The following is a 12,533-nucleotide window of genomic DNA, read 5'->3' as shown; positions in this document are numbered from 1 at the left end:
TTTTAGTAAATTAAGAGCCCGTTAAAATTGTAGGGCACGATTGACCAATTTATAATTATCTCTAAGTAAGGCAATGACAATATCTGCTTCTCGTTCATATGTGAAACTTGCAAATCTCAATCCATTTTCGTCTTCCATATATTCCTCATCGTTTATTTTGCTATGTTTTTCGTAAACTTTTTTAAGCAATTTAACAAAAGCTTCTTCAGATGTTAATTGCGACACACCTTTAGTAAACGTGTATTCTGTATCATCATAACTTCCATCATCAATACGACCAAGTTCAAAAGCTTCATCTAAATAATCGGTGCTAACACCGTGTATAATATTGGTGTAATTTTGGGCTGTAGCAATTTCATCATTTACCGTACAAAATTCAATGTTTAAAATTTCTCCATCAATTAACAAATCAATTCGATGTAAGCGGTCAGAATAGCCGTGTTTTTCAGCTAAATCGTTGAATTTTTCAACCGTTTCAGTTTCTTCAAGGTCACGTTCACTTCTTGTATACCCTTGTTCGCCAAAAGCGTTGATTTCATCAATTGCTTTATCATTCACCTTTTGTAAAAGCTCTTCATTTGAAATTTTCACACCTGTAAACGCATATGCCCATGAAGCTGCTTTAACATGTGTTGTAAGTGTTTCACGGTAATCCTTCACTGCTGTTTTCATATATGTAACTGCACCATCAATTTCAAGCATGTTTAATTCAGCTTCAAGGATAAATAATGCACGTCCAAATCCTTCTAATTTTCCTGTTTTGATTCCCTGTTCCTTGATTGCTTTTTTAATTTTGTACATTGATACATTGTAAAGTTCCTTCAGGTCATTTACTTTGTAATATGTTTCTCCTTCAAAAATTACTCGGTTCATCATCATCGTTATTTCCTCCATTGTTTGTTTTATTTTTAATCCGCTTCTAAGTGCTTCTAATATATATATACGTAGCTCAAATCAAAGTAAGGGGTTTGGTAAAAAAAATTAATACGAGTATAACAACCTGTATTTCTTTCCAATTCTTTATATAACATCATTGTATTGTGTTAGAAATGACAGTAAGGATGGCTCTAAAAAATAAACGAACCCTGTTAAGGATTCGTTAAATTTCATTATGTGCCCAAGCTTTCAATAAGCTCCGCATTCGTTCAGATGGTATATAACAGCTCATCGGTTCACCTTTTCTGATACAACCTCTGAATAAAAATTGAATTAAATCAGATACAGCTAACGCATTTTCATCTATTTCAACGCCATAATTTTTGAAAAAACGTTTTTCCATCGGATTCATGAAACGATTGTAAACAAATGCCATAGCCGTACAATTTGCATAATCATTTGTTGCCCGAGCGTTGAATGGCAAATAATTATCCTTTGAGCGGTCATCTTTTTTATTAAATTTGCATTTTGGATTTTTCAATGTCGAAGCTGTTGATTTTTTCGTTGTCCAATATAAATTGTCGTTATCTGTTGGCACTTGATTTCTAAAGTAGTTGTTTAAATTATTTTTCAATTGTTTCAGTTCTTTGTCAGATGCTTTATCAAACCAACCTGATGAAAGCAAAAATTGTTTTTGTTGTGATGTTAATTTCTCACGAGAATCATAATTATTGTTCATCATGCTGACAGATTTTTCTTTTTGGTAATCCTCATAAATGTTCAGCAAATCATACATTTCTTTTCTTGGTTCAACTTTTGGATTATAGTCAACGAGTTCATAACGACCATCCTGATTGGCAACGCTGAGTTTTTTGAATTTGATGTCATTTGCTTTGTAGTAACCGCATTGTTGTTGTCCGTCAAACATGTAAGTCAAAACAAAAACTTGTTCAAAAGCTTCAAAAGCTCTTGTGTTCATTGTCCAATACAAAGCTGTTCCGTCAATGTATGTTAAATTCTCGCTTTCTGCCAAAATCCTAATATCGTAAAATCTACTTCCGTTATAATCATCATCGAGCCAAACCACCGTACCAGCATCTTCAACCTTAATCATGCCATCTCGTATAAGCACTTTAAAATCATCATCATCAATATTGTACTGCTCCATTACGTTTGCAACTTCGTCCATGATTAATGTATAACCAGCATCTTCAATCATTTCTAAAGTGTCCAAATCCAATTTTTTGAACAACGCATGAGTTGTGACGATTGATTGACCTGCATTTATCAAAGCTCGAAAGTGTTTCATTTTTGAACCCTTACCATTGATAACTTCAGGGTCAACAAAGCCAATGTTGGTGCTATCTTTAACACGTTCAACTTCATTTAAAAACGGAGTTACATAAATGAAGTTTTCATGTTCTTCCCCAAAAGCTAATTGCTTCATTCGTTTGTTGCTTTCATTTATATATTGAATCGCCCATGATGTTTTGCCAGCTCCACAAATAGCATCTACTACATTAATTGTACGAGTCATACCAAAACCTTCTGTTTGTCGCATAAAATCTACCTCCTAAATATCTATACAACTATTGTAGGTAGAATAGTTGATTTGTAAGGAAGCCACATGAAAAAATATCGTTTTAACAAAAATCATTAAAAAGTGTGAGAACGTAGCGAGAAAAGCCATTGGGACCAACGTTAGAACGAACACCTCTTTAAAAAGAATTTATAAAAATGTGAGACATAAAAAAACAACAAAATGCTCCTGAGCATGCTAATGCGAAAGGACAGCGGATAGCTTGCCTGTCCAAGATAATGTAATCAATATAAATTACATTGCTACTCAAATACAACGCCACAGACAAGCTGTGTCGTTACCTTCGTGCGCTTCGCTTACGTCAGGTATCGCTTTCCCCCTTGTGGGGTGTTGTTGATTTATCAATATACATTTCAGCGTTATTTACGCTTGAGAACCATTTTTAGCACCAATATAATTGAATTAACAAAAATTAGGAGGTTTTAAAATGAAAAGACAAAACGTTCATTCAGCAATTGGAGCTTTAACGACTTTATTTTATGTACATCAGGACAATTATTTAGGAATGACAACAATGGAGTTTTACGTAGAAATGGGATTGCTACAAGATGCTAGTTTGATAGCGGAAATATTCGAAGAAACAAGATGCGGCGACTTATTGAATGTGATAAGGCTGTTCGATGATGTGGCTGCACAACGGATTGAGGACATCTTGAGAGGTGCGACATTATGACCGAATATATAATGCAACCTACAGACACACATCAATGGGTTCATGATAATGTCATGACCACTCCAGAAGCGATTGAAATATTAGGTATTTCACGAGCAAGATTATCTCATTTAATTAGGAACGGAAAAATAACGCCGATTAAGAAATTGGGGTGTACGAGTTTATTTCTGAAATCTGATTTAGAAAAGAAACTTGAAGAATTGATTGTGCTACGGAAGAAATATGGTGGTTATGGTGATTGAGTCACTATATACACTACATATATTGATTTCAGATAATTTAGGACGCTCGGTGAACCTGCAGATGAAGGTGTACTTTAAAATAAAGTATACCCAATTAAAAACTTTGTCGAAATAAACGTTTGACATTTTGAAATAACCATGAAATTTCTAAAGGAGAAATACCAATGAAGGAGAAACCGCCACTAAAAAATATTTATAAAAAAACCATTGCGATTGAATTAATAAAAATGGGACATGACCTCCATCATACAATGCGAAATAGAAAAGATGAAAGATTTCAAATATATGTATTCGTTCAAACTCCTGAATTAATACGAGATATGCTCGCTATAGTCGAATGGCAAGAACGATTATATCAAGAGAAACATAGAAAATGAGAGAACGAATTGAAACGATATTGCTATTGATGTCAGTGGTAATAATGATGGCTTGGTTCATTCATACCGTATGGAGCGATTTGTTTCATAAGGATGCCGAAACGATAAGGCAAGAGCAGGAATGTGCAGACTAGTTGAAAGATATGGAGTGAGAGGATGCCCCACTAACAGGCGTCCTCCCTTTATTACATATTTTCCTTTCTTGATTTACGTAAGCTAACAAACTCTTGCTTGATTATTTTTATAATTTCTTGATAATTTTTTGTCAAAGCTTCAAGGTCACCCTCATCCTCATCTAACATCGCGGATTGCTTCTCATGAATATACTCTATTTTGTCTATTTCTCTAACAATTGAATCATCCAATAAGTGATAAATTTCGTATAACAAGGGTCTAATATATTCAAAATACATATCTTCTTTGAGTTCAGGTGGACCATCCATCCTATAATCTAAAACAAAATGCTTAGTATGAGCATGAAGTACTTGACTAAATACTTCAAATTTACGTGCTTCATTTTTATTATAGGTATCTAGCTCCATCTTTTTTCTATCCCATTCTTGTTGCTTACGAATTGTAGCTTGTTGTATAAAAAATGTGATTAAGCCCCCAACCACTACTCCTAAAAGGGATGGTAATGCTTTTATTAACTCTTCCATACTAATCCTCCGATATTTGATTTACATTTATATTTTATCACCCCAAAGCAGTAATGAAGAACTCAGGTCGTTAATTTTTCATTTTATTTACAGGAATTTACCTTTATTTGTAGAAGTATGTAAAGTTCAAAAAATCTACAGAGGTGATGACATGGATTTTGAAAAGGCAATGCGGAATTTTAATCAACAAGCTACTGGGTTAACAAAAGAATTTGAAATGAGAATTAAATTGGAAGCGGAAGAAAAAAGAATAGAGAAACAAATGCAAACAAAATCTTTGGAATACCTCGAACAAATTGCTGAAAATACACAAGGAATAAATGAAATCATTGGCTTGGTAAGAAAAAATAATGAAATTAATGAGCGTACATTTGAATTATTTCAAGAAGTGTTTACAGTGATTACAGCGGAAACTCCTGAGCAAGCTGATGGCATATTAAGAACTGTAATGAACAAAGCGAACAAAGCGAACGAAGATTGGGGTACAATACAAGCAATTATTGGATATGGCAAAATGCTCGGTAAATTGATTTTTCCAGATTCAGATATATTCAATTAAAATTCATTGTAAATACCAGCTGTCACATAACGATTTGGCTATTTATATCTATAGAAAATCCCCAGCATTTATCAATTATTTTAATAAACATAAAGAAAGGAAGATTGCATGTATATTCAATATAAAACTGAGGTTGAAGGAATAACTAAAAAACAGAAGTTGCGAATCCCATTAAATGAAAATCAACTCACCTATGTCGAATTAAATTTTCAAGGCACCACAGAAATTGAAGACAATTTGTTTATTACTTTTCTATTTTCTACAACCGTACAAACCTTGCAGGATGCCGAAAAAATGACTAAACCTTTGCTAGACAATATAGTTAATTTATTGATTTTTAAATTTAATGTACCTATTAAAGAGCCAAGCATCCATGCTTATGAAGTTGCAGAAAGGCATTTACTCGCAACAAGCTCAATCACATTGTACAACCCACAACAATATGAATTAACTGGTACAGACTACAACTGGCTCAATTCAGAAATTAATTCATCAGTATTGTCTTCTAAACTAAATTCAAATACGTATTTTCCAAAGTATAAGTCAATATTAACTGTAGAAGATGAAATATCTCGCTTTTTACTTTTATATGGCTTATTGTATGAAATAAAAGGTAGCCAACGTTCTGTGGATACATATATCAAAAGAAAAGAACCTCATGTAAAAATGATGCCATCTACAAAATCCAATACAGCTAATGATGAAACCATTTATACATGGTGGAGAAATCAAGCTCAACATATGCAAAATAACACAGATATTGAACAAGTAGCGGAAAATTTCATAGGCCTCGTAGATTCTTTACAAGAATTAGTCTTTGATGCAATTAAAAATACAATATAAATAGCTAATTAGATTCATCGATACAGTTTAAGTATTCTGAAAAATAGAAATACCTCTTTCGTTTTTCTGATGTCTTAATACATAACTTTACCTACTAAAATATAAGAAATTCAAATTACGCAAACTTAGGGGTGACAGCAAATGAACTTAATTGCAATTTCAAAAGAAGATGCACTTACAATAACGAGTTACCGCTCATTAACACCAGAAGAAGAAGTTTGCAAAAAAGCAATTTCAAAAGTAGCTGGTTATTTTCAACGACTGTTATTGTATTCAATGGAAGGAAGAGAACGTACACTAGCCTTTCGCAAAGTTGTAGTAGATGAAAAGCTACCTTTTCTAAAAATAAACACCGAATTTTATATTGTACTGAGTTTCTTTTATTTATTTGATGAATATTCTTATTCAGGTGCAAAAATCTGGGGAGATTCATACAGTAGAAAAATAAAAGAATACCGCAAAAATAAATTTGATAACGACATGAATTTTTTACTTGTCAGGCAGATGCGGAACCATCAAACTCACTTCTCTAATGTGGTGGGCCAACAGACCAATGGAGAGTATTTTATTTTAAAACGAGACATCGCAGCCAGTCCTAAAATTATTGATAAATTAAAGCCATATCTAGAACAAATTGAAAGAATCTCACTTACTTCCGTTATAGATTACATTGAAAACTTTTTTATTCAAACACATATAGACATTCAAAAAATGTTTGAACATGAAATTACTACTGCTCTAGATTATATTGATGAGTTTGAAAAAGAAATGTTAGTTAATGGAATTAAAGGTAAGTTTGCTTTTGCAGATTACATTAAAAATGTTGAGGAAAATCCCATGAATATTAAAGTCAATCGAGTTTCTGAGTTTAATATCTTAAGAAGCACTTTAACTAAAAAATGGGAACAAAAGTAAATAGGCATACTAAGTTTATAACCATCAGTTTTTAGCAGCTGGTGGTTTATTTTTGTTCTGAATACATTCCTATTTATATACCAAAAAGACATTGAATCATCGTCCAATGTCTTTCAGTCATAAAATGAATTAGTTTCCGCCTCATATTTATACTTATTTAAATTAGCTAATTCTGTACCATCATTTTTCCAAATAAAATCTTCTTCAATTAGATGGTCATCAAAAAAGTTAATCCCTGCAACCAATTCTTTGAATTTTTTCCCTTTTTCAGAATATGAAACATTATAAAATAACATCAATAGCTCAAATGAAGAAAGCTGAGCTCTAAGTATCCCTCGATACTGACGCTTTTCTTCATTATCTCGCTCTTGCGATTCACTATCAAAAGTATTGTTTTGAATTAATTTTACAATCCTGTACAAATTACGATAGTAATGACCAATTACATTTTCACGTTGCTTATACAGTGTTTCGTATGCTTCATGCTTCAATTCTGTTAATGGATTATCAAAGTAATTCATTTTAAATTCAGTTACATATTCATGATTTATACTTTTTTCGTTTTCAATATGCCCTATAAAATCAAAATCTTCTAGAATTTTTCTCCATTTCCCACGGTTATTTTTAATATTTTTTTCAAAATCTTCAATAACCTCGTCCTTTATTTCATTCCATCTTACATTCGTTCCAGCAGTAATCGATTCATAAAACAAGTCTCGTTCTGTAAAGTCAAGTTCATCATCATAATCTCTAGCTGGAACAAAAAACCTTTCAAAATTGCGTATATAATGAGATAATTCCTTTTCAATTAGCACTTGTTGTATCAAATCGCTTGACTTGCCCCTATTTTCCGAATTAATTATATTATTTATGAATTGAGTCTTATACAGTTCATATACTTGATTATCATATGTATTTTTCAATTCTCTGTACAGCCTAGATATTGCTTCACGCCCCGCATAATCCCCAATTTGAATTTCTTTTAAAATATTATGTTGCAGATTAATCATATTAAAAAATGTTGTTTCAAATTGTTGTCTTTTCATCGTTTCATTTGTTATTTGTGTTTCTTTCCTAGCTTCCTCAGCTTGCTGTACTGAGGCTGCCATTTGTTCTACTGAAGCTTCAGTTTGTTTTACCATTTCATCAATACTTTTCCTACTCATTTGTAGCTCTTTACGTTGCATAATATTTGTAGCAATTAATAAAAACACACTAGCTCCTGTTAAAAAAGTTACTGTTGTTCCTCCAATAAAATCTCCTACTGCGCCAAAAGTACCTAAACTCTTTAAATCAAAATGAACAACCACCCAGGGCATTAAGATTGCCATGGGTATTAAGAGAATGCCAATCCCCGTTAAAAATCGAGCTCCCGTATCTTTTTCTTTATCTGTGTTAGCCAATTCTTCTCTCCCCTTAACTTACAAGTATCATTTAACTTATTATATCAATTTATCTATTTACTTACTATAGTGCCATACATACACTTTACGAGTTATGTATTTTCATGATACTTACTATTAAGTTTTTCGCTGAACGTCACCACAATACGAGCTTATCCCGTAAATCTAAAGTATAATAGCAATATATTAATTGAATTGTACGGGGGTAGTCACATGGAGAAAATACCATTGATTGAAAAAACATTTGATGTCCCATTGATTTGGGCTCAAAAAATTGAATATTATCGTAATGGAAAAATGGTTAAAAGATACAGCAAAAATTGTGAAGTTGAAAAAATTGGTGAGCCCATAGGACCTTTCTTAATAGGAACTGAAGCTACTCGTGCTGTCGGATTGTTAAATTCAGTAAGTATTCCTGTTTCATCTAACAAATCATTAACATTAAACGGTTACGATTTTTATTCTAGCGGCAAACAAGAAATAACATTTCACATGCCCAATGTGAGATATGCCAAAGAAAACAATTTATTACAACAAGCAAAACCGATGACCATTGAAGTAATGATGAACAACATGAATTTGTGTGGCTTTAATGTTGTGTCCCATGATGAATACTATGGTGCTCATACCAAATTCACAACAAAATGCTGTAATGTTGATTGTGATAATACAACTAAAAAACAGTATAATACTTTTATTTCAGAAGAAAGGTTGCCATTATGTGATTCATGTGCCAAATTAATCAATGCTAAAAACAAAAAACGACCAATTGTAGCTTTTAAAGATTCTGAAAGAATTGAATTTGAATCTGTTGCAAGAGCTGGTAAACATTTAAACATCGCACAGCAAACTGTTTACAATCTTGTAAAAAACGGAAACACACATTCTTCTGGTTACCGTTTCGAATTTCTTGATTAATCGCCACACCCACCAGTTCGTCGAGCTTGGTGGTTTATTTATTTTCCGAATACATTCCTATTGCATATAAAAAGCTACATTCCTATTTGGCGTAGCTTTCGTCTGTTTTCCACACAATATTTAATTCAGGTGTTTCATCACCTTTCTCATACGTCCATTCAATTCGTTCGATGATGAAATGTAAGTTCCTGTTAACTTCTTCATCTGTCAAACCTTCTCCATCAAGACATTGCCAAGTTTGGAGTAGGTGTTCAATCCGTTTTTTGATTTCAATTAAATCAGCAATTTTGTCTTTGGGATTTTGTTGTTCAATTCGTCCCAGTTCTGCTTTTAACTGTTTAATTTCATCTTCGCGTTTAGCTTTTCGCTCTTTAAATTCAGAAGGAGTGTATTCTTCCAATTCATAAGCATCTTTAATTTTTTCGATAGCTCTTTCAAGGATTTTCATTTTCTTTTTAATTTGTTGTTTCTTGTATTCAATTTCAGCACTGTTATCTTTTTGTTCGATTTCTGTAATTTGCTTTAAGACATCTGGTATACGTTTTTTTACACGCTCTTTAATGAGCTTTAATATTGGCTCATATAAATACGTCCTATTTTTACAGCGTTGACAAACTTTCAAATACATTTTACCCGTACCTGCCATTTGAGCACCCTGTACTTTTCCGCAGTTCCCACAAAAAATGAGCTTAGTTGTTGGATAAATTTTGTTCTTGCTCCTTGGGGCTGAAAACGAGTATGTATTAACAATTTTGTTCGCTTTCTCCCACGTAGTTTCATCAACAATAGCTGGATGAACGTTTTCTACATAGTGCCATTCATTTTTTGGTCGCATTTCGTTTTTGTCCAGATATTTGTTGCTTGCGATTGTGCCCTTGTAAGCTTGGTTGTTGACAATTCTGATGACCGAATTAAAAGCAAATGTACTATTGGTTCTTGTCTTTACGCCCATTTTATTCAGCTCATGATAAACATCTGATACTGTTTTACCTTTTACAATCGAATTAAAAATGAACTTCACATGTTTTGCATCTTCATTTGGTACGAGCTTCCTTGTTTCAGAGTCTTTGTCATATCCTAACGGAGGAATGCCATGAACCCACAAACCTTTTTCTGAAGCACTTCTCTTCCCTGCTGTCATACGTTTTTTTATTTGCTTGTATTCTTGAGCAGCCACCAACGATTGTATGCCCAATAATAAATTATCTTCGTCTCTCGACCAATCATATATTTTAGTTGGTGTTACAATAACAGTATTGGAATCCGACAAGATTTTAAATATTTGTGGAGCATCGAACTCATTTCTTGAAAGACGGTCAACGTCCATTACAACAACAGCATCATAATGATTCTGCTTTACACGTTCTAACATATCACTCAACTGCTCTCGTAGTTCAATTGTTCGGCTTGAAGCAATTTCTTGAAATATTTCGTATTTCCATTTGTTTTGTTGGCACAGCTCTGTTAATTTATTCCGATGATTCTCTAAGATGCTTTCGATTCCTTTATTTTCTTCGTCACGAGACAAACGCAAATATATAGCTACATTCATAATTTCTTTCATAATTGAAACACACCTTTCAACAGAGATTATATTGAAAAGAATAGAGATGTAAACTTGAAATGAATAATTCTTTTGATGTGTTTCAATTATAAGAGAAAATAGTCCCTAAATTCAGGTCTTGTCGGTCCAGTAAACACGAGTAGCCCCTGTGAATAGCGTAAAAACGAGAGTAGTTTTGCTGCCGTACTTGGAAATAACGAAAGATGTGATAAGGGCTGAACAGATGCTTGTAAATGAAGGCGAATAACGAGACTTTCTTGATATACTGTTGGAAGTGTTGAAAGGCGTAAATACACTTCTTGTCCATCAATTTGCAAATACAACGAACCATTCTGTGGCTTCCGTTTCTCGCCTATGTCCATAGATGCTAAAAATTTGAAATGTGAGACAAGTTTTTCTCCAAACTCCTTTTCAATACACTGTCTCGTCATTAAATCTTTTCCTATACGTAGTTGCACCGCTACATCCTTCTGCCGGGGCACAATATGTAAATCTGACGCTTGTACCCTACACGCTTCTTTTAAAATTGCATTCGCAAAAATTTCAATCCCATTCATCACTTTTCCCTCCTCACTATGTATATAGCATGAAAACATGCGCAATAAAAATTTGGACTTTTGTATTTTCAATAGAGGAAAAAGGAAAAATATGTTTGTGAAATTATGAACAATTTCCGAATTATTGTCTGAAATTACCTATACTCATGTTTATCTGTATTATAATGTTATTATCTTGGATAAAGTGATAAAGGTGGAGATCCTCATGGAACAAGCTTTAAAAATTACAGGTGTATTATCTGACCCAACTCGTTATTACATTTATAAATATATTTCGCAAAAACATAGTTACGTAACGGTACAAGAAATTGCAGATGAGTTTGACATTCATCCAAACGTAGCGCGTTTACATTTATCTAAATTAGAAGATGTTCATATGCTAAAATCGGAAACGAAGAAAACTGGAAAAGGCGGACGACCGAGCAGATTGTATGTCTTATCTGAAGATGTTATCCAATTACAATTTCCATTCCGTGATTATCAATTGTTAGCAAGAATCGCATTTAATTCTTTACTTAGTCTTGGTGCTGCTGGTGAGAAAGCGCTATACGAAACAGGAAAACAATTCGGAGCTGAATTAATGCAACAACAGATGCAACGTTTAAATGTGAGTGAAGATGCTTTAACAGTGGAACAAAAAGTTCAAATTGCAAAAGAAGCTTTCTCAACAGCTGGCTTATCACCTGCATTTGAATTAAGTGCAGATGGAACAAAAATTTTCTATGATGTACACAATTGTCCATTTAAAGAAGTTGCTGTTCATCATCCAACTGAAATTTGTAACATGCACGGAGATATGATGAAAGGGATTTTTGAAATCCTATTCCCTAACATGGAATTAACTCGAAATGATAGTCTATTAGATGGATGTAAATCTTGTAATTATAAACTAACAATTTAATTTTTCATATAAAAAGAAGCCAATAATAATTGGCTTCTTTTTATATGAACGAATATTTACAATAGTAAGAAAAATAAACTATAATGAGGTGAGGTTTACTTTTTTTAGAAAAGGAGGGAGATGGCATGGAGCGCATGTTTCGCGTTCTCGGCTTTTGGACTGGAATTTTCTCGGTTATGTTTTACGTAGGGGATATGCAACCGGCCGCACTACTATTTTTAGGACAAACAGGTTTCTTCGTACTTTTAAGCTATTTAAAATTAACAGAGCGTATGTATATATACGTATTTGGGGCATATTTAACTGTTTTCTTCATAGGATTTACATACTACACGACATTCTTACTTGTGCCTGGGGCTGGACATTAAAAGATGGCATTTTGCCATCTTTTTTTTAATTCCGGAATTTCCTAGTTGACTTATAGGTTTTATTACCTTATATTCTAT

Annotated in this window: 14 protein-coding genes and 1 pseudogene; 9 read left to right on the top strand and 6 right to left on the bottom strand. The window is 33.0% G+C overall.

Annotation, left to right across the window (positions count from 1 at the left end; translation table 11 throughout):
- Positions 1 to 21: 21 nt before the first annotated feature.
- Positions 22 to 879, bottom strand: coding sequence for a hypothetical protein (locus IQ781_RS21755; RefSeq protein ID WP_139846685.1), 858 nt, complete (start codon positions 877 to 879; stop codon positions 22 to 24).
- 220 nt (positions 880 to 1,099) lie between these two features.
- A complete protein-coding gene (locus IQ781_RS21750; RefSeq protein WP_242808158.1) occupies positions 1,100 to 2,437 on the bottom strand; it encodes a hypothetical protein in 1,338 nt (445 codons plus the stop codon).
- 466 nt (positions 2,438 to 2,903) lie between these two features.
- Here IQ781_RS21750 and IQ781_RS21745 point away from each other — a divergent pair, with 466 nt between their 5' ends.
- The 3 genes from IQ781_RS21745 (at position 2,904) to IQ781_RS21735 (ending at position 3,768) form a co-directional block, all read left to right on the top strand.
- Positions 2,904 to 3,149 (top strand): hypothetical protein, encoded by a 246-nt coding sequence (locus IQ781_RS21745; RefSeq protein WP_139846684.1) that lies wholly within the window; start codon positions 2,904 to 2,906, stop codon positions 3,147 to 3,149.
- On the top strand, positions 3,146 to 3,391 hold the full coding sequence (locus IQ781_RS21740; RefSeq protein WP_139846683.1) for a helix-turn-helix domain-containing protein: 246 nt from the start codon (positions 3,146 to 3,148) through the stop codon (positions 3,389 to 3,391). Before IQ781_RS21745 ends, IQ781_RS21740 begins: the two co-directional genes overlap by 4 nt.
- A 164-nt stretch (positions 3,392 to 3,555) precedes the next feature.
- Complete coding sequence (locus IQ781_RS21735) at positions 3,556 to 3,768, top strand: hypothetical protein (protein WP_139846682.1); 213 nt, start codon at positions 3,556 to 3,558, stop codon at positions 3,766 to 3,768.
- A gap of 185 nt (positions 3,769 to 3,953) precedes the next feature.
- Here IQ781_RS21735 and IQ781_RS21730 read toward each other — a convergent pair whose 3' ends face one another.
- Positions 3,954 to 4,427: a hypothetical protein gene (locus tag IQ781_RS21730; RefSeq protein ID WP_139846681.1), complete on the bottom strand. Its 474-nt coding sequence runs from the start codon at positions 4,425 to 4,427 to the stop codon at positions 3,954 to 3,956.
- Between the two features lie 151 nt (positions 4,428 to 4,578).
- Between IQ781_RS21730 and IQ781_RS21725 the strand changes: the two genes are divergently transcribed.
- The 3 genes from IQ781_RS21725 (at position 4,579) to IQ781_RS21715 (ending at position 6,744) form a co-directional block, all read left to right on the top strand.
- On the top strand, positions 4,579 to 4,986 hold the full coding sequence (locus tag IQ781_RS21725) for a hypothetical protein (RefSeq protein ID WP_139846680.1): 408 nt from the start codon (positions 4,579 to 4,581) through the stop codon (positions 4,984 to 4,986).
- Positions 4,987 to 5,094: 108 nt separating this feature from the next.
- Entirely contained in the window at positions 5,095 to 5,829 is a 735-nt protein-coding gene (locus IQ781_RS21720) for a hypothetical protein (RefSeq protein WP_139846679.1), read from the top strand.
- A gap of 141 nt (positions 5,830 to 5,970) precedes the next feature.
- Entirely contained in the window at positions 5,971 to 6,744 is a 774-nt protein-coding gene (locus IQ781_RS21715) for a hypothetical protein (RefSeq protein WP_139846678.1), read from the top strand.
- 113 nt (positions 6,745 to 6,857) lie between these two features.
- On the opposite strand, the gene IQ781_RS21710 is transcribed toward IQ781_RS21715, so the two are convergent.
- Complete coding sequence (locus IQ781_RS21710) at positions 6,858 to 8,147, bottom strand: putative phage abortive infection protein (RefSeq protein ID WP_180358740.1); 1,290 nt, start codon at positions 8,145 to 8,147, stop codon at positions 6,858 to 6,860.
- A gap of 213 nt (positions 8,148 to 8,360) precedes the next feature.
- On the opposite strand from IQ781_RS21710, the gene IQ781_RS21705 reads away from it, so the two are divergent.
- A complete protein-coding gene (locus IQ781_RS21705; RefSeq protein WP_139846677.1) occupies positions 8,361 to 9,065 on the top strand; it encodes a hypothetical protein in 705 nt (234 codons plus the stop codon).
- Positions 9,066 to 9,147: 82 nt separating this feature from the next.
- Here IQ781_RS21705 and IQ781_RS21700 read toward each other — a convergent pair whose 3' ends face one another.
- On the bottom strand, positions 9,148 to 10,629 hold the full coding sequence (locus IQ781_RS21700; RefSeq protein WP_139846676.1) for a recombinase family protein: 1,482 nt from the start codon (positions 10,627 to 10,629) through the stop codon (positions 9,148 to 9,150).
- 119 nt (positions 10,630 to 10,748) lie between these two features.
- Positions 10,749 to 11,186, bottom strand: a pseudogene (locus IQ781_RS21695) (ATPase, T2SS/T4P/T4SS family); the annotation flags it as partial.
- Positions 11,187 to 11,391: 205 nt separating this feature from the next.
- Between IQ781_RS21695 and IQ781_RS21690 the strand changes: the two are divergent.
- Positions 11,392 to 12,087, top strand: coding sequence for a helix-turn-helix transcriptional regulator (locus tag IQ781_RS21690; protein ID WP_139846674.1), 696 nt, complete (start codon positions 11,392 to 11,394; stop codon positions 12,085 to 12,087).
- Positions 12,088 to 12,212: 125 nt separating this feature from the next.
- On the top strand, positions 12,213 to 12,455 hold the full coding sequence (locus IQ781_RS21685; protein WP_000440716.1) for a DUF2626 domain-containing protein: 243 nt from the start codon (positions 12,213 to 12,215) through the stop codon (positions 12,453 to 12,455).
- Positions 12,456 to 12,533 lie beyond the last annotated feature (78 nt).

The sequence above is a fragment of the Bacillus sp. N447-1 genome, assembly GCF_022701035.1.
GTDB classification, from domain to species: Bacteria; Bacillota; Bacilli; order Bacillales; family Bacillaceae_G; genus Bacillus_A; species Bacillus_A cereus.
This window is presented reverse-complemented; position numbering and strand designations above follow the sequence as displayed.